Below are 26,042 nucleotides of genomic sequence, written 5' to 3'. Positions count from 1 at the left end.
TAGCAGTGTTCAAGCATCAACCGCTTTTTGGGTCGACTTGAAGACACGAATTTTCTTGCCGTCTTCTACTTTGAAGCCAACGCGGTCAGCCTTGTTGGTTTCGCTGTTGAAAATAGCAACGTTGGAAGCGTGCAGTGGCGCTTCTTTCTCGACGATACCGCCTTGTACGCCCGACATCGGGTTAGGCTTGGTATGACGCTTGACCAGGTTCAGACCACCTACGACCAGACGGTCGTCAGCCAGAACCTTAAGCACCTTACCGCGCTTACCTTTGTCTTTGCCGGCGATCACGATGATCTCGTCGTCACGACGAATCTTTTGCATGTCGGATCTCCTTACAGCACTTCTGGGGCGAGCGAGACGATCTTCATGAACTTCTCAGTACGAAGCTCACGGGTCACTGGCCCAAAGATACGGGTACCGATCGGCTCTTGCTTGTTGTTCAGCAGAACAGCAGCGTTGCCATCAAAGCGGATGATGGAGCCATCTGCACGGCGAACGCCGTGGCGAGTGCGGACTACGACAGCAGTCATCACTTGGCCTTTTTTCACCTTACCGCGAGGAATTGCTTCCTTGACGGTAACCTTGATGATGTCACCGATACCAGCGTAACGACGATGGGAGCCACCCAGCACCTTGATGCACATAACGCGGCGAGCGCCGCTGTTATCGGCCACATCGAGCATGGATTGAGTCTGAATCATATAATTTCTCCGACCCCTAGCCCTTAGACTTCCACAGCGCGTTCGAGAACATCAACCAGGGCCCAGGACTTGGTCTTGGCCATCGGACGGGTCTCACGGATAGTGACCTTGTCGCCGATGTGGCACTGATTGGTTTCGTCGTGCGCGTGCAGCTTAGTCGAACGCTTAACGTATTTACCGTAGATAGGGTGCTTAACGCGACGCTCGATCAGAACGGTGATGGTCTTGTCCATCTTGTCGCTGACAACACGGCCAGTCAGCGTACGGACAGTTTTTTCGGCTTCAGCCATGATTACTTACCTGCCTGCTGGTTGAGCACAGTCTTCACGCGAGCGATGTCACGCTTAACTTGCGAGAGCAGATGAGACTGCCCCAACTGGCCAGTTGCTTTCTGCATACGCAGATTGAACTGGTCGCGCAGCAGGCCGAGCAGTTGCTCGTTCAGCTGCTGTGCGGATTTTTCACGAAGTTCATTCGCTTTCATCACATCACCGTCCGCTTAACAAAGGAGGTGGCGAGCGGCAGCTTTGCAGCAGCCAGGGCGAAAGCCTCACGCGCCAGCTCTTCAGAAACACCCTCGATTTCATACAGGACTTTGCCTGGCTGAATCTGGGCAACCCAGTATTCGACGTTACCCTTACCTTTACCCATCCGAACTTCGAGTGGCTTCTTGGAAATAGGCTTGTCCGGGAATACACGGATCCAGATCTTGCCGCCACGTTTTACGTGACGGGTCAAGGCACGACGTGCCGACTCGATCTGACGAGCGGTGAGACGACCACGAGCAACAGACTTCAGCGCGAACTCGCCGAAGCTGACCTTGCTACCGCGCAGAGCCAGACCACGGTTGTGGCCGGTCATTTGCTTGCGGAACTTCGTACGCTTTGGTTGCAACATTTGGCGTACCCCTTACTTAGCAGCTTTTTTACGAGGCGCTGGCGCTTGCGGCTTCAGCTCTTCTTGGCGACCACCAATTACTTCGCCTTTGAAGATCCAAACCTTCACACCGATCACACCGTAGGTGGTGTGAGCTTCGTAGGTGGCATAGTCGATATCGGCACGCAGGGTGTGCAGTGGCACACGACCTTCGCGATACCATTCAGTACGTGCGATTTCAGCACCGCCGAGACGACCGCTCACTTGGATTTTGATGCCTTTGGCACCAATGCGCATGGCGTTCTGTACGGCGCGCTTCATGGCACGACGGAACATTACGCGACGCTCCAGCTGCTGAGCTACGCTCTGCGCAACCAGCATACCGTCGAGCTCCGGCTTGCGGATCTCTTCGATATTGATGTGCACAGGCACACCCATTTGCTTGGTCAGGTCCTGACGCAGTTTTTCAACATCTTCACCTTTCTTGCCGATCACGATGCCGGGACGAGCGGTGTGGATGGTGATGCGTGCAGTTTGAGCCGGACGATGAATATCGATACGGCTTACGGACGCGCTTTTTAGTTTGTCTTGGAGATACTCACGCACATTCAGATCTGCGAGCAAATAGTCCGCATAAGTCCGACCGTCTGCGTACCAGACGGAGGTGTGCTCCTTGACGATTCCCAGGCGAATGCCAATGGGATGTACTTTCTGACCCATCTCTTCGACTCCGTTACTTGTCAGCAACCTTGACAGTGATATGGCAAGACCGCTTGACGATGCGATCAGCACGGCCTTTGGCACGTGGCATGATGCGCTTCAGCGAACGCCCTTCGTTGACGAAAACGGTGGAGACCTTCAGGTCATCAACGTCTGCGCCTTCGTTATGCTCGGCGTTGGCTACGGCCGACTCCAGCACTTTCTTCATGATCTCGGCGGCTTTCTTACTGCTGAAAGCCAACAGGTTGAGCGCGTCGCCCACCTTCTTCCCGCGGATCTGGTCGGCGACCAAGCGGGCTTTCTGGGCGGAGATTCGAGCGCCCGACAGCTTAGCGGCTACTTCCATCGTTCCTTACCCCTTAACGCTTGGCTTTCTTGTCAGCCACGTGCCCGCGATATGTACGGGTACCGGCGAACTCGCCCAGTTTGTGGCCGACCATGTCTTCGTTCACGAGAACTGGAACATGCTGACGACCGTTATGCACAGCAATGGTCAGACCGACCATTTGTGGCAGGATCATGGAACGACGCGACCAGGTCTTAACTGGTTTGCGATCGTTCTTTTCCGCCGCCACTTCGATCTTCTTCAGTAGGTGAAGATCAATAAAAGGACCTTTTTTCAGAGAACGTGGCACTGTCGTATCCCTCTATTTACTTGCGACGACGGACGATCATTTTGTCGGTACGCTTATTACCACGAGTCTTCGCGCCCTTAGTCGGGAAGCCCCATGGCGATACCGGATGACGACCACCGGAGGTACGACCTTCACCACCACCATGCGGGTGGTCAACCGGGTTCATGGCAACGCCACGAACGGTTGGGCGAACGCCACGCCAGCGTTTGGCACCGGCTTTACCCAGCGAACGCAGGCTATGCTCGGAGTTCGAGACTTCGCCCAGGGTCGCACGGCATTCAGCCAGCACTTTACGCATCTCACCAGAACGCAGACGCAGGGTCACGTAGACACCTTCACGAGCGACCAGCTGAGCCGAAGCACCAGCCGAACGAGCGATTTGCGCGCCTTTACCTGGCTTCAGTTCGATGCCGTGTACGGTGCTACCAACTGGAATGTTGCGCAGCTGCAGAGTGTTGCCTGGCTTGATCGGTGCCAGGGCACCCGCGATCAACTGGTCGCCAGCGCTCACGCCTTTAGGGGCAATGATGTAGCGACGCTCGCCGTCGGCATAGCACAGCAGAGCAATGTGAGCAGTACGGTTTGGATCGTATTCGATACGCTCGACGGTGGCAGCGATGCCATCCTTGTCGTTGCGACGGAAGTCGACCAGACGATAATGCTGCTTATGACCGCCACCAACGTGACGAGTAGTGATACGGCCATTGTTGTTACGACCACCAGACTTCGATTTCTTCTCGATCAGCGGTGCGTGAGGAGCGCCTTTATGCAGCTCCTGGTTGACCACCTTGACCACAAAACGGCGGCCAGGGGAAGTCGGTTTGCATTTAACGATTGCCATGATGCGCCCCTTCCTTACTCAGCACTGCTGCTGAAATCGAGATCTTGGCCTGGCTGAAGGGAGATAACTGCCTTCTTCCAGTCATTACGCTTGCCCAGACCACGCGCGGTGCGCTTGCTCTTACCCAGAACGTTCAGGGTAGTAACGCGCTCCACTTTCACGCTGAACAGGCTTTCGACGGCCTTCTTGATTTCCAGCTTGGTTGCATCGGTAGCAACCTTGAAAACGAACTGGCCTTTCTTGTCCGCCAGAACCGTAGCCTTCTCGGAAACATGCGGGCCAAGCAGAACTTTAAATACGCGTTCCTGGTTCATCCCAGCAGCTCCTCGAATTTCTTCACGGCCGACACAGTGATCAACACTTTGTCGTATGCGATCAGACTAACTGGATCGGAACCTCGCACATCACGAACATCAACGTGAGGCAGGTTGCGAGCAGCCAGGTACAGGTTCTGATCAACAGCGTCAGACACGATCAGAACATCGGTCAGACTCATGCCATTCAGCTTACCCAGCAGATCTTTGGTTTTCGGAGTTTCAACAGCAAAATCCTGAACCACGACCAGACGATCAGTACGCACCAGCTCAGCAAGGATGGAACGCATTGCTGCGCGATACATCTTCTTGTTCAGCTTCTGGGAGTGATCTTGAGGACGAGCTGCGAAAGTGGTGCCGCCGCCGCGCCAGATTGGGCTACGGAGAGTACCAGCACGAGCACGGCCAGTACCTTTCTGACGCCATGGGCGCTTGCCGCCACCAGAAACGTCGGAACGGGTCTTTTGCTGCTTGCTACCCTGACGGCCGCCAGCCATGTAGGCCACGACTGCTTGGTGAACCAGCGTCTCGTTGAATTCGCCGCCAAATGTCAGTTCGGAAACTTCGATCGCTTGAGCGCCATTTACATTTAATTGCATGTCAGCTTCCCCTTAACCGCGAGCCTTGGCCGCCGGACGCACAACCAGGTTGCCGCCAGTAGCGCCAGGAACAGCGCCCTTGACCAACAACAGATTGCGTTCAGCGTCGACGCGCACTACTTCGAGGGACTGCACGGTCACGCGCTCAGCGCCCATATGACCGGACATTTTTTTGCCCTTGAATACACGACCAGGAGTCTGGCACTGGCCAATAGAGCCCGGGACGCGGTGGGAAACGGAGTTACCGTGGGTGTTATCTTGACCGCGGAAATTCCAACGCTTGATGGTACCGGCGAAGCCTTTACCTTTCGACTGACCGGTAACATCTACCAACTGGCCAGCTGCGAAGATTTCTGCGCTGATCAGATCGCCAGCTTGGTACTCGCCTTCTTCAAGGCGGAATTCCCAAACGCCACGACCAGCAGCAACATTTGCTTTAGCGAAGTGACCTGCCTGAGCAGCAGTCACGCGCGAAGCACGACGCTCACCTACAGTGACTTGCACTGCACGATAGCCATCGGTTTCTTCAGTTTTGAACTGGGTGACACGATTCGGCTCGATCTCGATGACCGTGACCGGAATGGAGACACCTTCTTCGGTGAAAATGCGGGTCATACCGCACTTACGACCGACTACACCAATAGTCATGTTGTAAACCTCATGAGTGTACGGGGCTTTCACCCGCTATGGCCGCCCATTTCAGAGCGTTACACGACCAAGACCGAGTCTTAGCCGAGGCTGATCTGCACTTCCACGCCTGCCGCAAGATCAAGCTTCATAAGTGCATCAACGGTTTTATCCGTTGGCTGAACGATGTCCAGCACGCGCTTATGAGTACGGATCTCGTACTGGTCACGCGCGTCTTTGTTGACGTGCGGGGAGACCAGAACGGTGAACCGCTCTTTACGAGTAGGCAGTGGAATTGGACCACGCACTTGAGCACCAGTACGTTTCGCGGTTTCCACGATTTCCTGGGTGGATTGGTCGATCAGGCGATGGTCGAAAGCCTTCAACCTGATACGGATTTGCTGATTTTGCATTGGATTTCAGACTCCAGGCTGCTATTCCCACCGGGCGCAATACGCCCGTTAAAAGGAGGCGCAATTCTATAGACGGCCCCACAGAGTGTCAACCCAATAAAAAAGCCCCCGCAAGCGGGGGCTTCTTCAATGAGTCTTCGATTACTCGATGACTTTGGCTACGACGCCAGCGCCGACGGTACGACCGCCTTCACGGATAGCGAAACGCAGGCCATCTTCCATCGCGATGGTCTTGATCAGAGTGACAGTCATCTGGATGTTGTCACCTGGCATTACCATTTCAACGCCTTCTGGCAGTTCGCAGTTACCAGTCACGTCAGTAGTACGGAAGTAGAACTGTGGACGGTAGCCTTTGAAGAACGGAGTATGACGACCACCTTCTTCTTTGCTCAGAACGTAAACTTCAGCGGTGAACTTGGTGTGCGGCTTAACGGTACCTGGCTTAACCAGAACCTGGCCACGCTCAACGTCGTCACGCTTGGTGCCACGCAGCAGAACGCCGCAGTTCTCACCAGCACGACCTTCGTCCAGCAGCTTGCGGAACATTTCAACGCCGGTGCAGGTAGTCTTCTGAGTCTCGCGCAGCCCCACGATCTCAACTTCTTCCTGGATGCGAACGATACCACGCTCAACACGGCCAGTTACCACAGTGCCACGACCGGAGATCGAGAACACGTCTTCGATTGGCATCAGGAACGGCTTGTCGATAGCACGCTCTGGCTCTGGGATGTAGGTATCCAGAGTTTCTACCAGACGCTTAACAGCGGTGGTACCCATTTCGTTGTCGTCTTGGCCGCTCAGAGCCATCAGAGCCGAACCGATGATGATCGGAGTGTCATCACCTGGGAAGTCGTAAGTGCTCAGCAGATCGCGCACTTCCATCTCAACCAGTTCCAGCAGCTCAGCGTCGTCCACCATGTCAGCCTTGTTCAGGAAGACAACGATGTACGGAACACCTACCTGACGGGACAGCAGGATGTGCTCACGAGTTTGCGGCATCGGACCATCGGCAGCCGAGCAAACCAGGATCGCGCCGTCCATCTGGGCAGCACCGGTGATCATGTTTTTGACGTAGTCGGCGTGACCTGGGCAGTCAACGTGCGCGTAGTGACGAATGTTCGAGTCGTACTCTACGTGCGCAGTGTTGATGGTGATACCACGAGCTTTTTCTTCTGGAGCGCTGTCGATCTTGTCGAAGTCAACACGAGCCGAACCGAAAACTTCGGAGCAAACGCGAGTCAGAGCAGCGGTCAGAGTGGTTTTACCGTGGTCAACGTGACCAATGGTGCCAACGTTGACGTGCGGTTTGTTACGTTCAAATTTTTCTTTAGCCACGACTATTAACTCCTAGCCTAAAGGGGAGGCTGAATCAGCCTTGTTTTTTAACGAGAGCTTCGACGATGTTCGACGGAGCTTCGGCGTATTTGGAGAATTCCATGGAGTAGCTCGCGCGACCCTGAGACATGGAACGAACGTCGGTTGCATAACCGAACATCTCACCCAGCGGCACTTCGGCACGGATAACCTTGCCGGACACCGAGTCATCCATACCCTGGATCAGACCACGACGACGGTTCAGGTCACCCATCACGTCACCCATGTAGTCCTCTGGGGTTACTACTTCAACCTTCATGATCGGCTCAAGCACAACACCGCCGCCCTTCTGGGCCAGCTGCTTGGTCGCCATGGAGGCAGCTACCTTGAACGCCATCTCGTTAGAGTCGACGTCGTGGTAGGAACCATCAAACACAGTAGCCTTCAGGCCGATCAGCGGATAGCCGGCAACGACGCCGTTCTTCATCTGCTCTTCGATACCCTTCTGGATAGCCGGGATGTATTCCTTAGGAACCACACCACCAACAACTTCGTTGGTGAAGACCAGACCTTCGGTGATGTTACCGTTCGCATCAACGTCTGGCTCCGAGAAACGGATCCAGCAATGACCGAACTGACCGCGACCGCCGGACTGGCGAACGAATTTGCCTTCGATCTCGACGTTGCTCTTGCTGATCTTCTCGCGGTACGAAACCTGCGGCTTGCCGATGTTGGCCTCGACGTTGAACTCGCGCTTCATGCGATCAACGAGAATGTCCAGGTGCAGCTCACCCATACCGGAGATGATGGTCTGACCAGTCTCTTCGTCGGTCTTGACGCGGAACGACGGGTCTTCCTGAGCCAGCTTGCCCAGCGCGATACCCATCTTCTCCTGGTCCTGCTTGGTTTTCGGCTCTACCGCTACCGAAATCACAGGCTCCGGGAAATCCATACGCTCAAGGATGATCTGCTTCTCGATATCGCACAGGGTGTCACCAGTAGTGACGTCCTTCATGCCGATCAGAGCAGCGATATCACCTGCACGCACTTCTTTGATTTCTTCGCGCTGGTTCGCGTGCATTTGCACCATACGACCAACACGCTCCTTCTTACCCTTGACCGAGTTGATCACGGAGTCGCCGGAGGTCAGGAAACCCGAGTAAACGCGAACGAAGGTCAGAGTACCAACGAACGGGTCGGTAGCGATCTTGAACGCCAGAGCCGAGAACGGCTCAGCATCGTCCGCATGACGCTCATCGTAATCCGCTTCTACCAGCTCATCCTTCGGCTTCTCGATGAGGTCCGGATGGATACCCTTGATCGCAGGGATCTCGGTTGGAGCAGGCAGGAAGTCGATAACGGCGTCGAGAACCAGGGGAACGCCCTTGTTCTTGAACGAAGAACCGCAGACAGCTGGAACGATCTCGCTAGCCAGGGTGCGTGCACGCAGACCAGCCTTGATCTCCTCAGGAGTCAAGTCACCTTCTTCAAGGTACTTGTTCATCAGCTCTTCGTTGGCTTCGGCAGCAGCTTCAACCATGTTGGAGCGCCACTCGTTAGCCAGGTCCAGCATATCGGCAGGAATTTCTTCCTCGCGATAGGTAGTACCCTTGTCGTCGTCGTTCCAGTAGATAGCCTTCATCTTGATCAGATCGACCTGACCCTGGAAGTTATCTTCCGAGCCGATAGCCAACTGAACCGGAACCGGAGTGTGACCCAGGCGGTTCTTGATCTGACCAACAACACGCAGGAAGTTGGCACCAGCACGGTCCATCTTGTTCACGTAAACAACACGTGGAACGCCGTACTTGTTGGCTTGACGCCATACGGTTTCGGACTGTGGCTCAACACCGGAAGTACCGCAGAACACCACGACCGCGCCGTCAAGCACACGCAGAGAACGCTCTACTTCAATGGTGAAGTCTACGTGACCAGGGGTATCGATAACGTTTACACGATAGTTATCGTATTGACCGCGCGAACCTTTCCAGAAGGTAGTTACAGCAGCGGAGGTAATGGTAATCCCACGCTCCTGCTCCTGCACCATCCAGTCGGTGGTAGCAGCGCCGTCATGCACCTCACCCATCTTGTGGCTGAGACCTGTGTAGAACAGGATCCGCTCAGTGGTGGTAGTCTTGCCCGCGTCAACGTGGGCACAGATACCGATGTTACGGTAGCGGTTGATTGCTGTAGTACGAGCCATAAAGCCCTCGCAAATTGAATGATGCCGATATTAGAAGCGGTAGTGCGAGAAAGCCTTGTTGGCCTCAGCCATACGGTGTACGTCTTCACGCTTCTTAACTGCAGCACCTTTGCCTTCGGCAGCGTCCAGCAGTTCGCCAGCCAAACGCAGAGCCATAGACTTCTCGCCGCGCTTGCGCGCGAAGTCTACCAACCAGCGCATTGCCAGAGCGTTACGACGGGACGGACGAACTTCGACCGGAACCTGGTAAGTAGCACCGCCTACACGGCGCGACTTCACTTCGACCAGCGGAGCGATGGCGTCGAGAGCTTTCTCGAAGATTTCCAGGGGATCGCTGTTCTTGCGTTCTTTAACTTTTTCCAGCGCGCCATAAACGATACGCTCGGCAACGGCTTTCTTGCCGCTCTCCATAACGTGGTTCATGAACTTGGCGAGGATCTGGCTTCCGTATTTTGGATCGTCCAGAATCTCACGCTTGGCTGCTACGCGACGTCTTGGCATTGATAAGCCCTCAAACGGTCTTCAGGTTAGCTCGGGACAGTTGATCCAGAAGGAAACGTGCCCGACCTTACTCTTATCGACTCAATATAAATAAAATCTGCAAAACGACCGATTACTTCGGACGTTTGGTACCGTACTTCGAACGACCTTGGTTACGACCTTTAACGCCGGAAGTATCCAGGGAGCCGCGAACGGTGTGGTAACGAACACCTGGCAAGTCTTTTACACGGCCGCCACGGATCAGGACGACGCTGTGCTCTTGCAGGTTGTGGCCTTCACCACCGATGTACGAGGAAACCTCGAAACCGTTGGTCAGGCGCACACGGCATACTTTACGCAGTGCCGAGTTAGGTTTTTTCGGCGTAGTGGTGTACACGCGAGTGCACACGCCACGACGTTGCGGGCAGTTCTGCAGCGCAGGCACGTCGGATTTCTCGACGATACGCTTGCGCGGCTGACGTACCAGCTGGTTGATAGTTGCCATCTACTAGCTCCACTGTTGTCTTTCGACATAAACAAAATGGCAAAGCACACGCTCTACCAATTTTAGGGGTACAAGAGTCTAAAGAGGATCTTGGCCCCAGTCAAGACAAGGCCCCGACCTCCCCGATCAGTGAAACTCGACATATTTGTCTCGTTTCTCAATCGGAAAGGTCGGGGCCTCGATCTCAATCTACTGCAGGCATCAGCTACCGCTGGAGTTCAGCGCTTCGGTCAGTGCTGCTTCGACTTCACTTGCGCTCACACGCAGAGGTTTGTCGGCATCACGACGACGCTTACGCTCGTTGTGGTAAGCCAGGCCAGTACCGGCCGGGATCAGACGACCCACGACCACGTTTTCTTTCAGGCCGCGCAGGTAGTCGCGCTTGCCGGTTACCGCCGCTTCGGTCAGTACGCGAGTGGTCTCTTGGAAAGAGGCCGCCGAAATGAACGACTCGGTAGACAAGGACGCCTTGGTGATACCCAGCAGCACGCGGGTGAACTTGGCGATGAACTTGTCCTCGGTACTCAGGCGCTCGTTTTCCACCAGCACGTGAGTCAATTCCATCTGGTCACCCTTGATGAAGCTGGAATCACCGGACTCGGAGATCTCGACCTTACGCAGCATCTGACGCAGGATCGTCTCGATGTGCTTGTCGTTGATCTTCACGCCCTGCAGACGGTAAACGTCCTGGATCTCGTTGACAATGTACTTGGCCAGCGCACTCACACCCAGCAGACGCAGGATGTCGTGCGGATCGCTCGGACCGTCGGAGATGACTTCGCCGCGGTTCACTTGTTCGCCTTCGAAGACGTTCAGGTGACGCCACTTTGGAATCAGCTCTTCATACGGATCGCTACCGTCGTTCGGGGTAATGACCAGGCGGCGCTTGCCCTTGGTTTCTTTACCAAACGCAATAGTGCCGCTGACTTCTGCCAGGATCGACGCCTCTTTCGGACGACGAGCCTCGAACAAGTCGGCAACACGCGGCAGACCACCGGTGATGTCACGAGTCTTCGAGGTTTCCTGCGGAATACGAGCGATAACATCACCGATCGCAATCTGCGCACCGTCAGCAACACCAACCAGGGCGTTAGCCGGCAGGAAATACTGGGCCGGTACATCGGTACCTGGCAGCAGTAGATCCTTACCATCCATACCCACCATCTTCACGGCAGGACGGATGTCCTTACCGGCCGCTGGACGGTCTTTCACATCAAGCACTTCGATGTTGGTCATACCGGTCAATTCGTCGGTCTGACGCTTGATGGTGATGCCTTCTTCCATGCCCACGTAGGTCACGGTACCTTTCATTTCGGTAACGATCGGGTGGGTGTGCGGGTCCCACTTGGCCACGATGGCGCCAGCGTCGACCTTGTCGCCTTCCTTCACCGAAATCACCGCACCGTAAGGCAGCTTGTAGCGCTCGCGCTCACGACCGAAGTCGTCGGCAATCGCCAGCTCACCGGAACGAGACACGGCCACCAGGTGACCGTCGACACGCTCTACGTGCTTCAGGTTATGCAGACGCACGGTACCGCCGTTCTTCACCTGGACGCTGTCGGCTGCCGAGGTCCGGCTTGCCGCACCACCGATGTGGAACGTACGCATGGTCAGCTGGGTACCCGGCTCACCGATGGACTGGGCAGCGATAACACCGACCGCCTCACCAATGTTCACCAGGTGACCACGGGCCAGGTCGCGACCGTAGCACTTGGCGCAGATACCGTAACGGGTTTCGCAGCTGATCGGCGAACGTACAACCACTTCGTCGATGCTGTTGAGTTCGATGAACTCGACCCACTTCTCGTCTACCAGGGTGCCGGCAGGAACGATGACGTCCTCGGTCCCTGGCTTGAATACGTCACGGGCGATAACACGACCCAATACGCGCTCACCCAGAGGTTCTACTACGTCACCGCCTTCAATGTGCGGAGTCATCAGCAGACCGTGTTCGGTGCCGCAATCGATCTCGGTTACAACCAGGTCTTGCGCTACGTCTACCAGACGACGAGTCAGGTAACCGGAGTTCGCAGTTTTCAACGCGGTATCCGCCAGACCTTTACGAGCACCGTGGGTCGAGATGAAGTACTGGAGTACGCTCAGACCTTCACGGAAGTTCGCAGTGATCGGCGTTTCAATGATGGAGCCGTCGGGCTTGGCCATCAGGCCACGCATACCGGCCAGCTGACGGATCTGAGCCGCGGAGCCCCGCGCCCCCGAGTCGGCCATCATGTACATCGAGTTGAACGATTCTTGCTCGACTTCATCGCCATTCCGGTCGACGACCTTCTCCTTCGAGAGGTTGGCCATCATCGCCTTGGAAACCTCGTCGTTGGCCTTCGACCACAGGTCGATCACCTTGTTGTACTTCTCACCCTGGGTTACCAGGCCGGAAGCGTACTGGCTCTCGATCTCCTTCACTTCATCAGTGGCTGCACCGATGATGCGGGCTTTTTCCTCAGGGATAACGAAGTCGTTAACACCGATGGAAACGCCGGAAATGGTCGAGTAGGCAAAACCGGTGTACATCAACTGGTCAGCGAAGATCACGGTCTCTTTCAGACCAACCACGCGGTAGCACTGGTTGATCAGCTTGGAGATCGCCTTCTTCTTCATCGGCAGGTTGACGACATCGAACGACAGGCCTTTTGGCACAACCTGGAACAACAGCGCACGACCGACAGTGGTGTCTACGATACGAGTGTTGGTCACACTGCTGCCGTCACGATCATTGACGGTTTCAGTGATACGCACCTTGATCTTCGCATGCAACGCGGCTTCACCAGCGCGGAATACGCGGTCGACTTCCTGCAGGTCCGCGAATACACGACCTTCGCCCTTGGCGTTGATGGCTTCACGGGTCATGTAGTACAGACCCAGTACCACGTCCTGCGACGGAACGATGATTGGCTCACCGTTGGCTGGCGACAGGATGTTGTTGGTCGACATCATCAGCGCACGCGCTTCAAGCTGGGCTTCCAGCGTCAGCGGTACGTGCACAGCCATTTGGTCTCCGTCGAAGTCGGCGTTGTACGCGGCGCAGACCAGCGGGTGCAGTTGGATAGCCTTGCCTTCGATCAGTACCGGCTCAAAGGCTTGGATACCCAGACGGTGCAGGGTCGGTGCACGGTTGAGCAGCACGGGGTGTTCGCGAATCACTTCGGCGAGAACGTCCCAGACCTCTGGCAGCTCGCGCTCGACCATCTTCTTGGCGGCCTTGATGGTGGTCGCCAGACCACGCATTTCCAGCTTGCCGAAAATGAACGGCTTGAACAGCTCGAGAGCCATCTTCTTCGGCAGGCCGCACTGGTGCAGACGCAGGGTCGGGCCTACGGTAATTACCGAACGGCCGGAGTAGTCAACACGCTTGCCGAGCAGGTTCTGACGGAAACGACCTTGCTTACCCTTGATCATGTCGGCCAGGGATTTCAGAGGACGCTTGTTCGAACCGGTAATGGCGCGACCGCGACGACCGTTGTCGAGCAGTGCATCGACCGCTTCCTGCAGCATGCGCTTTTCGTTGCGCACGATGATGTCAGGTGCCGACAGATCCAGCAGGCGCTTCAGACGGTTGTTACGGTTGATCACTCGACGATACAGATCGTTGAGGTCGGAAGTCGCGAAGCGACCGCCATCCAGCGGAACCAGTGGACGCAGATCTGGCGGCAGAACCGGCAGAACGGTCAGCACCATCCACTCAGGCAGGTTGCCGGAGCCCTGGAAGGCTTCCATCAACTTCAGGCGCTTGGACAGCTTCTTGATCTTGGTTTCCGAGTTGGTTTGCGGAATCTCTTCACGCAGGCGGCCAATCTCGTGCTCCAGGTCGATAGCGTGCAGCAGTTCGCGGACAGCTTCGGCACCCATGCGGGCATCGAAGTCATCACCGAACTCTTCCAACGCCTCGAAGTACTGCTCGTCGTTCAGCAGCTGGCCCTTCTCCAGGGTGGTCATGCCCGGGTCGATAACGACGTAGCTCTCGAAGTAGAGCACGCGCTCGATATCACGCAGGGTCATGTCCATCAGCAGGCCGATACGGGACGGCAGCGACTTCAGGAACCAGATGTGGGCGACTGGAGAGGCCAGTTCGATGTGCGCCATGCGCTCACGACGAACCTTGGCCAGCGCGACTTCAACGCCGCACTTCTCGCAGATCACACCACGATGCTTCAAGCGCTTGTACTTACCGCACAGGCACTCGTAATCCTTCACTGGACCAAAAATCTTGGCGCAGAACAGGCCGTCGCGCTCAGGTTTGAACGTACGGTAGTTGATGGTTTCCGGCTTTTTAACTTCACCGAACGACCACGAACGGATCATCTCAGGCGAGGCCAATCCGATACGGATGGCGTCGAACTCTTCGACTTGACCCTGGTTTTTCAGCAAATTCAGTAGGTCTTTCAAGGCCTTTCCTCCTGGCGGAGCAGGAAGCGGGCAATACCTGCCCCGCTCCCCTTCGCGTCACGTGTTATTCGGTTTCCAGATCGATATCGATGCCGAGGGAACGAATTTCCTTGATCAACACGTTGAAGGACTCGGGCATGCCCGGCTCCATACGGTGATCGCCATCCACGATGTTCTTGTACATCTTGGTACGGCCGTTCACATCGTCCGACTTCACTGTGAGCATTTCTTGCAGAGTGTATGCAGCACCGTATGCTTCCAGTGCCCAGACCTCCATCTCCCCGAAACGCTGACCACCGAACTGCGCCTTACCACCCAGCGGCTGCTGGGTAACCAGGCTGTACGAACCGGTAGAACGAGCGTGCATCTTGTCGTCTACCAAGTGGTTCAGTTTCAGCATGTACATGTAGCCAACGGTAACTGGACGCTCGAACTTGTTGCCGGTACGGCCGTCGGTCAGCTGCATCTGGCCGCTTTCTGGCAGGTCCGCCAGTTTCAGCATGGCCTTGATTTCGCTTTCCTTGGCACCGTCGAACACCGGAGTGGCCATCGGCACACCGCCGCGCAGGTTGTTCGCCAGGTCCAGGATCTCCTGATCCGAGAAGCTGTCCAGGTCTTCGTTGCGACCACCGATCTGGTTGTAGATCTCGTCCAGGAAAGTACGCAGTTCTGCGACCTTACGCTGCTCTTCGACCATGCGGTTGATCTTCTCGCCCAGCCCTTTGGCCGCCAGGCCAAGGTGAGTTTCGAGAATCTGACCAACGTTCATACGCGAAGGTACGCCCAGAGGGTTCAGTACGACATCGACCGGAGTACCGTTGGCGTCGTGCGGCATATCTTCGACCGGCATGATCACGGAGACCACACCCTTGTTACCGTGGCGACCGGCCATCTTGTCGCCAGGCTGGATGCGACGACGGATTGCCAGGTAGACCTTGACGATTTTCAGCACGCCCGGAGCCAGGTCATCGCCCTGCTGCAGCTTGCGTTTCTTGTCTTCGAACTTGTCGTCCAGCAAGCGACGGCGATCGACGATGTAGGCCTGCGCCTTCTCGAGCTGCTCGTTCAGAGCATCTTCCGCCATACGCAGCTTGAACCACTGGCCGCGCTCAAGACCATCGAGCACTTCATCAGTGATGTCCTGGCCTTTCTTCAGGCCTGCACCACCTTCGGCCTTATGGCCGACCAGGGCTGCACGCAAACGTTCGAAGGTCGCGCCCTCAACGATGCGGAACTCTTCGTTCAGATCCTTACGGATCTCGTCCAGCTGGCTCTTCTCGATCGACAGCGCACGCGAGTCACGCTCAACGCCGTCACGAGTGAAGACCTGAACGTCGATGACAGTACCTTTGGTACCGGTAGGCACGCGCAGGGAGGTGTCTTTAACGTCGCTGGCCTTTTCACCGAAGATCGCACGCAGCAGCTTCTCTTCCGGAGTCAGCTGGGTCTCGCCTTTCGGAGTGACCTTACCAACCAGGATGTCGCCGGCGCCGACTTCAGCACCCACATAAACGATACCGGCCTCGTCCAGCTTGTTCAGCGCAGCCTCACCCACGTTCGGGATGTCCGCGGTGATTTCCTCTGGACCAAGCTTGGTGTCACGCGCCACGCAGGTCAGTTCCTGGATGTGGATCGTGGTGAAGCGGTCTTCTTGAACCACGCGCTCGGAGAGACAGATGGAGTCTTCGAAGTTGAAGCCGTTCCATGCCATGAACGCGATGCGCATGTTCTGACCCAGAGCCAGTTCACCCATGTCGGTGGACGGGCCGTCGGCCATGATGTCGCCACGCTGGACCTTGTCACCCTTGCTCACCAGCGGACGCTGGTTGATGCAGGTGTTCTGGTTCGACCGGGTGTACTTGGTGAGGTTGTAGATATCCACACCAGCTTCACCGGTTTCGACTTCATCATCAGCTACGCGAACAACGATACGGCTGGCATCGACCGAGTCGATCACGCCGCCGCGGCGAGCAACCACGCAAACGCCGGAGTCACGGGCAACGTTGCGCTCCATACCGGTACCTACCAGCGGCTTGTCGGCACGCAGGGTTGGCACAGCTTGACGCTGCATGTTGGAACCCATCAATGCACGGTTGGCGTCGTCGTGCTCGAGGAACGGAATCAGCGATGCTGCGACCGAAACTACCTGCTTAGGCGAAACGTCCATCAGGGTGACGTCTTCCGGCGCCTTGACGGTGAATTCGTTCAGGTGACGAACAGCTACCAGTTCATCGACCAATTGGCCTTTTTCGTTCATGGTCGCCGAAGCCTGGGCGATCACATGATCGGCCTCTTCAATGGCAGACAGGAACACGATCTCGTCGGTTACCAGACCTTCCTTCACCACGCGGTACGGGCTTTCCAGGAAGCCATACTGGTTGGTGCGGGCATAGGCTGCCAGGGAGTTGATCAGACCGATGTTCGGACCTTCAGGCGTTTCGATCGGGCATACGCGACCGTAGTGGGTCGGGTGTACGTCACGGACTTCGAAGCCTGCACGCTCACGGGTCAAACCGCCTGGGCCGAGTGCAGAAACACGGCGCTTGTGGGTGATCTCCGACAGCGGGTTGTTCTGGTCCATGAACTGCGACAGCTGGCTGGAACCGAAGAACTCCTTCACAGCCGCAGCCACAGGCTTGGCATTGATCAGGTCCTGCGGCATCAGGCCTTCGCTTTCGGCCATCGACAGACGTTCCTTGACCGCACGCTCAACACGCACCAGGCCTACGCGGAACTGGTTCTCGGCCATCTCGCCTACACAACGCACGCGGCGGTTACCCAGGTGGTCGATGTCGTCGACGATGCCTTTACCGTTACGGATGTCGACCAGGGTCTTCAGAACAGCAACGATGTCTTCCTTGCACAGTACGCCCGAACCTTCGATCTCGGTACGACCGATACGACGGTTGAACTTCATCCGACCAACGGCGGAGAGGTCATAGCGCTCTGGGCTGAAGAACAGGTTGTTGAACAGCGTCTCGGCGGCATCCTTGGTTGGCGGCTCACCAGGACGCATCATGCGATAAATCTCGACCAGCGCTTCCAGTTGGTTGCCAGTGGAGTCGATCTTCAACGTGTCGGAAATGAACGGACCGCAGTCGATATCGTTGGTGTACAGGGTCTCGATGCGAACGACCTGAGCCTTGGCGATCTTCGCCAGCAGTTCGGTGTTCAGCTCGGTGTTGCACTCTGCCAGGATCTCGCCGGTAGCCGGGTGCACGATGGCCTTGGCGGTGGTACGACCCAGGACGTAGTCCAGAGGCACGTCGAGTTCCTTGATACCGGCCTTTTCCAGCTGGTTGATATGGCGAGCGGTGATACGACGACCTTGCTCGACAATAACCTTGCCTTTGTCGTCCTGAATGTCCAGAACCGCTACTTCACCACGCAGGCGCTGAGGCACCAGCTCCAGGCTCAGGCTCTCGCCTTTCACGTGGAATACGTTGGTGGTGTAGAACGCGTCCAGCACTTCTTCAGTGGTGTAGCCCAGCGCACGCAGCAGTACCGACGCAGGCAGTTTGCGACGACGGTCGATACGTACGAACACGCAGTCTTTCGGGTCGAACTCGAAGTCCAACCACGAACCGCGGTAAGGAATGATTCGCGCGGAGTACAGGAGCTTACCGGAGCTGTGCGTCTTGCCACGGTCGTGGTCGAAGAATACGCCAGGGGAACGGTGCAACTGGGAAACGATCACACGCTCGGTACCGTTAATAACGAAGGTACCGTTCTCAGTCATCAGGGGAATTTCACCCATGTAGACTTCTTGCTCTTTGATGTCCTTGATCGCTTTGTTCGACGATTCTTTGTCGAAAATGATCAGACGAACTTTTACCCGCAAAGGTACGGCGTAAGTTACGCCACGCAACACGCATTCTTTGACATCAAACGCCGGTTCGCCCAAGCGATAACCGACATACTCCAACGCAGCATTGCCGGAGTAGCTGATGATCGGGAAAACGGATTTGAAGGCCGCATGCAGGCCCACGTCGCGGAACTGATCTTTAGTCGCTCCCGCTTGCAAGAATTCACGATACGAATCCAGCTGGATGGCCAGGAGGTAAGGCACATCCATGACGTCCGGCAACTTGCTAAAGTCCTTGCGGATACGTTTTTTCTCAGTGTATGAGTAAGCCATCAGCGTTCCCCAGCTTGGTCACCTGCTTATTCGGCTGCCCCCGACGGGGACAGCCAGAAAATCGTGCAAACCCTTTGGTTTGCGCCACCGCACAGGGTGGTTACAGCACGTTAAAGGCACCGACCCAGTCGGTAGCCAATAACGGAAAAAGGCCGGTGGCAAAAGCCACCAGCCATCAGCCGTTCGCTCAACGCTCGGGCTGGAGACACAAAGTCGATGCTTACTTGAGCTCGACTTTAGCGCCTGCTTCTTCCAGAGCTGCTTTGGCTTTGTCAGCGGCTTCTTTAGCAACGCCTTCCAGAACCATGGCAGGAGCACCGTCAACTACAGCCTTGGCTTCTTTCAGGCCCAGACCGGTCAGCTCACGTACAGCCTTGATCACGTTCACTTTCTTATCGCCAGCGTCAGCCAGGATAACGTTGAACTCGGTTTGCTCTTCAACAACGGCAGCGGCAACAGCTGGGCCGGCAGCGGCAACAGCAGCAGTAACGCCGAAGGTTTCTTCCATCGCTTTGATCAGCTCAACAACTTCCAGAACGGTTTTCTGGCCGATCGCTTCGATGATTTGCTCGTTAGTCAGAGACATGACTATAGATTCCTGTATTGGGGTGACAGCCTACGCAGCCATCAAATTAAACGTATGATTTAGAAAGAGCTTGCCGAGCCTTAGGCTGCAGCAGCTTCTTTCTGGTCGCGAATAGCCGCCAGAGTACGAGCCAGCTTGCTGGTAGCGCCTTGGATCACGCTCATCAGCTTCGCAATAGCCTCGTCGCGAGTTGGCAGAGAAGCCAACACGTCGATCTCGTTTGCTGCGAGGTACTTGCCCTCGAACGCAGCTGCCTTGATCTCGAACTTTTCCTGACCCTTTGCGAACTCTTTGAAAATACGAGCAGCAGCGCCCGGATGTTCCTTGGAGAATGCAATCAGGGTAGGGCCGACGAACGCGTCGTTGAGCACGTCATATTGAGTGCCTTCAACAGCGCGCTTGAGCAAGGTGTTACGTACAACGCGTACATAAACACCAGCTTCGCGGGCCTCTTTACGGAGTCCGGTCATAGCGCCTACTGTCACACCACGGGCATCAGCCACGACAGCGGACAGGGCAACTTTGGCAGCCTCGTTGACTTCAGCGACGATGGCCTTCTTGTCTTCGAGTTTAATTGCCACGGGTTTAACTCCTGCTTGTTACCGTTTCATCCAACCTGGGCTGGATGTCGTTTTGGTGTCTGATTCGGTAAGGAACCGGGAGCACCATCTGCGTAGGCTTGTGGTTTAAGACTTGCGTCGCCTACGGTCTTGGATAGCCCCCGCCAGGCAGGGACCCCAATTTTTACAACTGACGCAATCGCTCGCGTCAGTTCGTGCCTTATACGTCCAGCGAGCTTTGGTCGATGACCAGGCCTGGGCCCATGGTAGTGCTCAGGGTAACGCGCTTGACGTAGATACCTTTCGAAGAAGCTGGCTTGATACGCTTCAGGTCAGCGATCAGAGCTTCAACGTTCTCCTTCAGCTTGACGGCGTCGAAGCCGACCTTGCCAACGGAGGTGTGGATAATGCCGTTCTTGTCGGTACGATAGCGAACCTGACCAGCCTTGGCGTTTTTAACAGCCGAAGCGACGTCTGGAGTCACGGTACCTACCTTCGGGTTAGGCATCAGACCACGAGGACCCAGAACCTGACCCAGCTGACCTACAACGCGCATCGCGTCCGGAGAAGCGATAACCACGTCGTAGTTCAGGTCGCCGCCTTTCATTTCGGCAGCCAGCTCATCCATACCTACACGGTCAGCACCGGCAGCCAGAGCAGCTTCAGCAGCTGGCCCCTGGGTAAACACAGCAACACGAACGGTCTTGCCAGTGCCGTGTGGCAGCACAGTAGCGCTGCGAACAACCTGATCAGACTTACGTGGGTCTACGCCCAGGTTCACAGCGACGTCTACGGACTCGTTGAACTTAACGGTCGACAGTTCGGTCAGGAGAGCGGCGGCATCTACGAAATTGTAGGCTTTGCCTGCTTCAATCTTGCCGGCGATAGCCTTTTGGCGCTTGGTCAGCTTAGCCATTACACACCCTCCACGTTAAGGCCCATGCTACGAGCAGAACCGGCGATAGTACGCACGGCTGCATCCATATCAGCTGCGGTCAGATCAGCGTTTTTGGTTTTCGCGATCTCTTCCAGCTGAGCACGGGTAACAGTGCCAACCTTAACGGTGTTCGGACGAGCGGAGCCGCTAGTCAAACCAGCAGCCTTCTTCAGCAGAACCGAAGCAGGCGTGCTCTTGGTTTCGAAAGTAAAGCTACGGTCACTGTACACAGTGATGATCACTGGAGTCGGCAGACCTGGCTCAAGACCCTGAGTACGGGCGTTGAAGGCCTTGCAGAATTCCATGATGTTCACGCCATGCTGACCCAGAGCAGGGCCAACGGGCGGGCTTGGGTTGGCCTGAGCGGCCTTAACTTGCAGCTTGATGTAAGCAGTAATCTTCTTAGCCATGAGGCACTCCAATTACGGGTTCAGACGCCTATAAAGGCTCCCCGGTTACTTGCGCGTTTATCCCAGTGACGACAAAACCCCACAGCCTAGGGCTGCGGGGTATGGGATTCTCGTTCAGTTATGCCTTCTCGACCTGACTGAACTCCAACTCTACCGGAGTAGAGCGACCGAAAATGAGCACGGCCACCTGGATCCGGCTCTTTTCGTAATTAACCTCTTCGACCGTACCATTGAAATCAGCGAATGGACCGTCAGTAACCCGGACCACCTCACCTGGCTCAAACAAGGTCTTGGGCTTGGGCTTGTCGCTACCATCAGCGACGCGACGCAGAATTGCTTCTGCCTCCTTATCAGTGATCGGCGCCGGCTTGTCAGCGGTACCACCAATAAAGCCCATTACACGAGGGGTATCCTTGACCAAGTGCCAAGTCCCCTCATTCATATCCATCTGGACCAGCACATAACCAGGGAAGAATTTACGCTCACTCTTGCGCTTCTGGCCATTACGCATCTCAACCACTTCTTCAGTGGGGACCAGAATTTCGCCGAAGCCATCTTCCATGCCAGCCAGTTTTACACGCTCGATCAGCGAGCGCATTACATGCTTCTCGTAACCCGAGTAAGCATGCACAACGTACCAACGCTTAGCCACGGGACACCCTTAGCCAACAATCAAGGAAACGATCCAACCCAGCAGGGAGTCAAGCCCCCACAAGAGCAACGCCATAACCAAAACTACAGCCACGACAATCAGCGTGGTCTGAGTGGTTTCTTGACGGGTTGGCCATACGACTTTACGAATCTCTGTGCGAGCTTCCTTAACCAGGACAAAGAACGACTTGCCCTTTGCAGTCTGCAAGCCCACAAAGGCAGCGACAGCAGCGATGACAAGCAGCGCCAAGACGCGGTACAGGATCGGCAGACCAGAGTAATACTGATTACCAACAACACCAACGACCACCAAAGCGACAACAACGAGCCACTTCAGCAGATCGAAGCGAGAACCTTGAGCTTCAGCCTTAGGAGTCATCTATGAAGATCCTGTGAAAAGAAAGCCAGACACACCGAGTGAATCTGGCAGGTCAGGAGGGAATCGAACCCCCAACCTACGGTTTTGGAGACCGTCGCTCTGCCAATTGAGCTACTGACCTAAAAACAAAATCAGGCCGACCACTATATCGGCCTGACAGGGACTTTGCAAGAAATTACTCGATGACTTTGGCTACGACGCCAGCGCCGACGGTACGACCGCCTTCACGGATAGCGAAACGCAGGCCATCTTCCATCGCGATGGTCTTGATCAGAGTGACAGTCATCTGGATGTTGTCACCTGGCATTACCATTTCAACGCCTTCTGGCAGTTCGCAGTTACCAGTCACGTCAGTAGTACGGAAGTAGAACTGTGGACGGTAGCCTTTGAAGAACGGAGTATGACGACCACCTTCTTCTTTGCTCAGAACGTAAACTTCAGCGGTGAACTTGGTGTGCGGCTTAACGGTACCTGGCTTAACCAGAACCTGGCCACGCTCAACGTCGTCACGCTTGGTGCCACGCAGCAGAACGCCGCAGTTCTCACCAGCACGACCTTCGTCCAGCAGCTTGCGGAACATTTCAACGCCGGTGCAGGTAGTCTTCTGAGTCTCGCGCAGCCCCACGATCTCAACTTCTTCCTGGATGCGAACGATACCACGCTCAACACGGCCAGTTACCACAGTGCCACGACCGGAGATCGAGAACACGTCTTCGATTGGCATCAGGAACGGCTTGTCGATAGCACGCTCTGGCTCTGGGATGTAGGTATCCAGAGTTTCTACCAGACGCTTAACAGCGGTGGTACCCATTTCGTTGTCGTCTTGGCCGCTCAGAGCCATCAGAGCCGAACCGATGATGATCGGAGTGTCATCACCTGGGAAGTCGTAAGTGCTCAGCAGATCGCGCACTTCCATCTCAACCAGTTCCAGCAGCTCAGCGTCGTCCACCATGTCAGCCTTGTTCAGGAAGACAACGATGTACGGAACACCTACCTGACGGGACAGCAGGATGTGCTCACGAGTTTGCGGCATCGGACCATCGGCAGCCGAGCAAACCAGGATCGCGCCGTCCATCTGGGCAGCACCGGTGATCATGTTTTTGACGTAGTCGGCGTGACCTGGGCAGTCAACGTGCGCGTAGTGACGAATGTTCGAGTCGTACTCTACGTGCGCAGTGTTGATGGTGATACCACGAGCTTTTTCTTCTGGAGCGCTGTCGATCTTGTCGAAGTCAACACGAGCCGAACCGAAAACTTCGGAGCAAACGCGAGTCAGAGCAGCAGTCAAAGTGGTTTTACCGTGGTCAACGTGACCAATAGTACCCACGTTAACGTGCGGCTTATTACGTTCGAACTTTTCCTTAGCCATCGAAGTCACCCCTAGGAGAAGAATTAAGCAAGTCACCCAAGCCATTAAAACAAAGGCAGATATTTTCATATCTGCCTTGTCATATGGAGCTCTTGAGCGGATTTGAACCGCTGACCTCACCCTTACCAAGGGTGTGCTCTACCAACTGAGCTACAAGAGCGTAACACTTTGCAAAACCTGCAAACTTGGAGCGGGTAGCGGGAATCGAACCCGCATCATCAGCTTGGAAGGCTGAGGTTCTACCACTAAACTATACCCGCGGAGCCTGCAGCTCTCGCTAAATCTGGTGGAGGGGGAAGGATTCGAACCTTCGAAGTCGTAGACGTCAGATTTACAGTCTGATCCCTTTGGCCGCTCGGGAACCCCTCCTAAGCGAGGCGACATTCTACATCATGCCACCCTTCTGTCAAGCATTTTCTCAATAAAATCTTGAGGTTAGCTGCGTTGACGCTGCCCTACTGCTTCAACCTCTAGAGGTCTTCGCTGCGGAGCGGGCGCCATTCTATGCAACCTATTCGACAGTTGCAACCCCCTCGCAGGGCATTATTTTATGTTTTAACTCATTGAATTCCTTAGCAAGGTTCTGAAGCTGGGAATCATCCAGCAAATGCTTGCTTTCAGGGGCAATACGCACCCAGAACCCCGGCGCTGTAGCAATATTCAAAGACTGCACCCGTGCCTCCACTCCCAACCCTACCAGACGCTGCTCAAGAGAAAATGCAAGCTCTCGACGAGCGAAGCCACCAAGGTAGAGACACCCCGCATCAACCTGCACTTCTTTTCCTCTATCCCGCCTCTCCATTGAGGCCGCAGACTCGCTCAGCAAGCGAATATCCTGCTGGTCCCCCCGATACAACGACAAAGGCATGACTTCTTTTGCACGAAGCGGCGCTTCCTGCTGATGCCAGATGTAGTAAAAACCATTGAGGACCAACAACAAAAGAAACAGCCAGCGCATAAAAACCTCAAGAGAAGGAGCAAGATTTGCCCCCAACATAGATCAGACAAAAGCGCTCTCGGGACAGCATTTCACCACTATGGAGAACCGTTCCGACTAATACTTGAGCATACCCTGAGCCAAATGCCTCCAGCCTTAACCAGAGGACCGCGCTGCATACCGCTCTCTCAAGCCCCAACGAATCGGCGCCCCAAAGCCCGCATCCTGGATACCTCCACTGAACAGAGCGACTCGGCTCGACAGCTTCCTTCTTATAGCCTGGCGATCAGGATTCGTCGCGCAGCCTCAAACTGAGCTCACCACCACTGAACACCTTCTCTTCATCAGCAACATTCAAGCGCAAGGCACCCTGTCGATCGATACCCAGTACAGTGCCGGTAACACTGTGCACCCCCGCAATGAGAGTCACTGAGCGCCCCTGCCAAAGATGGTGCCTTTCCCACTCTTCCTGGATAGCAGAGAAGCCTTCAGAACGGTGGCGCTCCAGGTAACCTGCTAAAACCTCATTCAAACGGGCAATCAGATGGTTGCGATCGACCAGCTTGCCAGACTGAAGCCGGACCGAGGTCCACTCTTGATCAACCTCCTCGGTCAACTGCATATTCACATTAATCCCGACCCCTAGAACCACATGACACACGTCTGCCGGATCTCCAACCAACTCCAAAAGAACTCCGGCAATCTTCTTTTGACCAACCAGAATGTCATTTGGCCACTTCAATCCAGCCCCTGGTACTCCACACTCTTTGAGGGTATGCATAACAGCCAGCCCGACAACTAGGCTAAGCCCTTCAAGCTGACGCATGCCTCGCTCAATACGCAGCACAAGGCTGTAATAGATGTTTTCAGCAAAGGGACTCACCCACTTACGACCTCGCCGACCACGCCCTGCAGTCTGGCGTTCTGCCAATACAAGGAGTGGCGCTGGAATTCCGCGCTCGATAGAGCGCAAGGCCTCGGCATTCGTAGAGTCGATTGAGTCGTGGATCTGAATACACCAGGCATCGCCCGAAGAGTGCCGGATAATCTCTGAAGAACTAAGCAAGGCAATTGGAGAGGCCAATTGATACCCCCGGCCTCGCACCTTATGAATGACAAGGCCCAACTCGACCTCAAGAAGCTGCAACTGTTTCCAGATAGCACTACGGCTAACGCCCAGTGCTTCCCCAAGGGCTTGCCCCGAGTGAAAGCGTCCATCTTTAAGAAGCTCTAACAACGTTGACATCAGGTTCCGCCTCATAGTGAGGCAGGCATCATAGCCATGCTCAGGTTCATTGCATAGAAATCGCCGTGGAGAACCCTGCTGGCCACGACCACGGGATTGCGGGACAAAATGCACGTCAGAGCCGGACACTTACCCCGAACCAGGTCAGCCCCGGTAAATATCGGGCCGCTATGGTTTTTCGTCCGCGCAAAGACAAA

General features: G+C 55.5%; 28 protein-coding genes and 4 tRNA genes. All 32 read right to left on the bottom strand.

Annotated elements, in window-relative coordinates:
• Positions 1 to 9: 9 nt before the first annotated feature.
• The 32 genes from rplX to birA all read right to left on the bottom strand — a co-directional run bounded on the left by rplX (position 10) and on the right by birA (position 25,845).
• Complete coding sequence (rplX, locus tag H7A76_RS08955; protein ID WP_010443924.1) at positions 10 to 324, bottom strand: 50S ribosomal protein L24; 315 nt, start codon at positions 322 to 324, stop codon at positions 10 to 12.
• Positions 325 to 335: 11 nt separating this feature from the next.
• Entirely contained in the window at positions 336 to 704 is a 369-nt protein-coding gene (rplN, locus tag H7A76_RS08950) for a 50S ribosomal protein L14 (RefSeq protein ID WP_002555479.1), read from the bottom strand.
• Positions 705 to 727: 23 nt separating this feature from the next.
• Complete coding sequence (gene rpsQ / locus H7A76_RS08945; RefSeq protein ID WP_003194644.1) at positions 728 to 994, bottom strand: 30S ribosomal protein S17; 267 nt, start codon at positions 992 to 994, stop codon at positions 728 to 730.
• 2 nt (positions 995 to 996) lie between these two features.
• A complete protein-coding gene (gene rpmC, locus H7A76_RS08940; protein WP_002555481.1) occupies positions 997 to 1,188 on the bottom strand; it encodes a 50S ribosomal protein L29 in 192 nt (63 codons plus the stop codon).
• The gene (gene rplP / locus H7A76_RS08935; RefSeq protein ID WP_003228729.1) at positions 1,188 to 1,601 is read right to left on the bottom strand and encodes a 50S ribosomal protein L16; all 414 of its coding nucleotides are present in this window, start codon (positions 1,599 to 1,601) and stop codon (positions 1,188 to 1,190) included. The genes rpmC and rplP overlap by 1 nt, the downstream gene beginning before the upstream one ends.
• A gap of 12 nt (positions 1,602 to 1,613) precedes the next feature.
• Positions 1,614 to 2,300 carry a 30S ribosomal protein S3 gene (gene rpsC, locus H7A76_RS08930; protein ID WP_007924192.1) on the bottom strand — a complete coding sequence of 229 codons (687 nt, stop codon included), beginning with the start codon at positions 2,298 to 2,300 and terminating at the stop codon, positions 1,614 to 1,616.
• A gap of 13 nt (positions 2,301 to 2,313) precedes the next feature.
• Entirely contained in the window at positions 2,314 to 2,646 is a 333-nt protein-coding gene (rplV, locus tag H7A76_RS08925; RefSeq protein ID WP_003304070.1) for a 50S ribosomal protein L22, read from the bottom strand.
• 13 nt (positions 2,647 to 2,659) lie between these two features.
• A complete protein-coding gene (rpsS, locus tag H7A76_RS08920) occupies positions 2,660 to 2,935 on the bottom strand; it encodes a 30S ribosomal protein S19 (RefSeq protein ID WP_002555486.1) in 276 nt (91 codons plus the stop codon).
• 16 nt (positions 2,936 to 2,951) lie between these two features.
• A complete protein-coding gene (rplB, locus tag H7A76_RS08915) occupies positions 2,952 to 3,776 on the bottom strand; it encodes a 50S ribosomal protein L2 (protein ID WP_185698164.1) in 825 nt (274 codons plus the stop codon).
• 14 nt (positions 3,777 to 3,790) lie between these two features.
• Positions 3,791 to 4,090 (bottom strand): 50S ribosomal protein L23, encoded by a 300-nt coding sequence (gene rplW, locus H7A76_RS08910; RefSeq protein ID WP_002555488.1) that lies wholly within the window; start codon positions 4,088 to 4,090, stop codon positions 3,791 to 3,793.
• On the bottom strand, positions 4,087 to 4,689 hold the full coding sequence (rplD, locus tag H7A76_RS08905; RefSeq protein ID WP_185698163.1) for a 50S ribosomal protein L4: 603 nt from the start codon (positions 4,687 to 4,689) through the stop codon (positions 4,087 to 4,089). Before rplD ends, rplW begins: the two co-directional genes overlap by 4 nt.
• 12 nt (positions 4,690 to 4,701) lie before the next feature.
• Positions 4,702 to 5,337 carry a 50S ribosomal protein L3 gene (gene rplC, locus H7A76_RS08900; RefSeq protein WP_022641381.1) on the bottom strand — a complete coding sequence of 212 codons (636 nt, stop codon included), beginning with the start codon at positions 5,335 to 5,337 and terminating at the stop codon, positions 4,702 to 4,704.
• A gap of 80 nt (positions 5,338 to 5,417) precedes the next feature.
• Positions 5,418 to 5,729, bottom strand: coding sequence for a 30S ribosomal protein S10 (gene rpsJ / locus H7A76_RS08895; protein ID WP_003186070.1), 312 nt, complete (start codon positions 5,727 to 5,729; stop codon positions 5,418 to 5,420).
• Positions 5,730 to 5,870: 141 nt separating this feature from the next.
• The gene (gene tuf, locus H7A76_RS08890; protein ID WP_110175871.1) at positions 5,871 to 7,064 is read right to left on the bottom strand and encodes an elongation factor Tu; all 1,194 of its coding nucleotides are present in this window, start codon (positions 7,062 to 7,064) and stop codon (positions 5,871 to 5,873) included.
• Positions 7,065 to 7,098: 34 nt separating this feature from the next.
• A complete protein-coding gene (fusA, locus tag H7A76_RS08885) occupies positions 7,099 to 9,246 on the bottom strand; it encodes an elongation factor G (protein WP_185698162.1) in 2,148 nt (715 codons plus the stop codon).
• 30 nt (positions 9,247 to 9,276) lie between these two features.
• Positions 9,277 to 9,747 (bottom strand): 30S ribosomal protein S7, encoded by a 471-nt coding sequence (rpsG, locus tag H7A76_RS08880; protein ID WP_007925959.1) that lies wholly within the window; start codon positions 9,745 to 9,747, stop codon positions 9,277 to 9,279.
• Between the two features lie 112 nt (positions 9,748 to 9,859).
• Positions 9,860 to 10,231, bottom strand: coding sequence for a 30S ribosomal protein S12 (gene rpsL, locus H7A76_RS08875; RefSeq protein WP_003186084.1), 372 nt, complete (start codon positions 10,229 to 10,231; stop codon positions 9,860 to 9,862).
• Between the two features lie 201 nt (positions 10,232 to 10,432).
• Positions 10,433 to 14,632: a DNA-directed RNA polymerase subunit beta' gene (gene rpoC / locus H7A76_RS08870; protein WP_185698161.1), complete on the bottom strand. Its 4,200-nt coding sequence runs from the start codon at positions 14,630 to 14,632 to the stop codon at positions 10,433 to 10,435.
• A gap of 64 nt (positions 14,633 to 14,696) precedes the next feature.
• A complete protein-coding gene (gene rpoB, locus H7A76_RS08865; protein ID WP_185698160.1) occupies positions 14,697 to 18,770 on the bottom strand; it encodes a DNA-directed RNA polymerase subunit beta in 4,074 nt (1,357 codons plus the stop codon).
• A 220-nt stretch (positions 18,771 to 18,990) separates the two neighbouring features.
• On the bottom strand, positions 18,991 to 19,356 hold the full coding sequence (rplL, locus tag H7A76_RS08860) for a 50S ribosomal protein L7/L12 (protein ID WP_185698159.1): 366 nt from the start codon (positions 19,354 to 19,356) through the stop codon (positions 18,991 to 18,993).
• 80 nt (positions 19,357 to 19,436) lie between these two features.
• The gene (gene rplJ, locus H7A76_RS08855; RefSeq protein WP_053138910.1) at positions 19,437 to 19,937 is read right to left on the bottom strand and encodes a 50S ribosomal protein L10; all 501 of its coding nucleotides are present in this window, start codon (positions 19,935 to 19,937) and stop codon (positions 19,437 to 19,439) included.
• A 199-nt stretch (positions 19,938 to 20,136) separates the two neighbouring features.
• Positions 20,137 to 20,832 (bottom strand): 50S ribosomal protein L1, encoded by a 696-nt coding sequence (gene rplA / locus H7A76_RS08850; protein ID WP_053138906.1) that lies wholly within the window; start codon positions 20,830 to 20,832, stop codon positions 20,137 to 20,139.
• Positions 20,832 to 21,263 (bottom strand): 50S ribosomal protein L11, encoded by a 432-nt coding sequence (rplK, locus tag H7A76_RS08845; protein WP_003176435.1) that lies wholly within the window; start codon positions 21,261 to 21,263, stop codon positions 20,832 to 20,834. The genes rplA and rplK overlap by 1 nt, the downstream gene beginning before the upstream one ends.
• Before the next feature lie 118 nt (positions 21,264 to 21,381).
• On the bottom strand, positions 21,382 to 21,915 hold the full coding sequence (gene nusG, locus H7A76_RS08840; protein WP_002555501.1) for a transcription termination/antitermination protein NusG: 534 nt from the start codon (positions 21,913 to 21,915) through the stop codon (positions 21,382 to 21,384).
• Positions 21,916 to 21,924: 9 nt separating this feature from the next.
• Positions 21,925 to 22,293, bottom strand: coding sequence for a preprotein translocase subunit SecE (secE, locus tag H7A76_RS08835; RefSeq protein ID WP_053138903.1), 369 nt, complete (start codon positions 22,291 to 22,293; stop codon positions 21,925 to 21,927).
• Positions 22,294 to 22,338: 45 nt separating this feature from the next.
• Positions 22,339 to 22,414, bottom strand: a tRNA-Trp gene (locus H7A76_RS08830).
• Positions 22,415 to 22,468: 54 nt separating this feature from the next.
• Positions 22,469 to 23,662 (bottom strand): elongation factor Tu, encoded by a 1,194-nt coding sequence (tuf, locus tag H7A76_RS08825; RefSeq protein WP_110175871.1) that lies wholly within the window; start codon positions 23,660 to 23,662, stop codon positions 22,469 to 22,471.
• Positions 23,663 to 23,746: 84 nt separating this feature from the next.
• Positions 23,747 to 23,822 (bottom strand) — tRNA-Thr (locus tag H7A76_RS08820).
• Positions 23,823 to 23,848: 26 nt separating this feature from the next.
• Positions 23,849 to 23,922, bottom strand: a tRNA-Gly gene (locus H7A76_RS08815).
• Between the two features lie 24 nt (positions 23,923 to 23,946).
• Positions 23,947 to 24,031, bottom strand: a tRNA-Tyr gene (locus H7A76_RS08810).
• A 142-nt stretch (positions 24,032 to 24,173) separates the two neighbouring features.
• Positions 24,174 to 24,620 carry a hypothetical protein gene (locus H7A76_RS08805; protein ID WP_185698158.1) on the bottom strand — a complete coding sequence of 149 codons (447 nt, stop codon included), beginning with the start codon at positions 24,618 to 24,620 and terminating at the stop codon, positions 24,174 to 24,176.
• A gap of 265 nt (positions 24,621 to 24,885) precedes the next feature.
• Positions 24,886 to 25,845 (bottom strand): bifunctional biotin--[acetyl-CoA-carboxylase] ligase/biotin operon repressor BirA, encoded by a 960-nt coding sequence (birA, locus tag H7A76_RS08800; RefSeq protein WP_185698157.1) that lies wholly within the window; start codon positions 25,843 to 25,845, stop codon positions 24,886 to 24,888.
• Positions 25,846 to 26,042 lie beyond the last annotated feature (197 nt).

Origin of the sequence: Pseudomonas sp. MSSRFD41 (assembly GCF_014230245.1) — a bacterium.
GTDB classification, from domain to species: domain Bacteria; phylum Pseudomonadota; class Gammaproteobacteria; order Pseudomonadales; family Pseudomonadaceae; genus Aquipseudomonas; species Aquipseudomonas piscis.
This window is presented reverse-complemented; position numbering and strand designations above follow the sequence as displayed.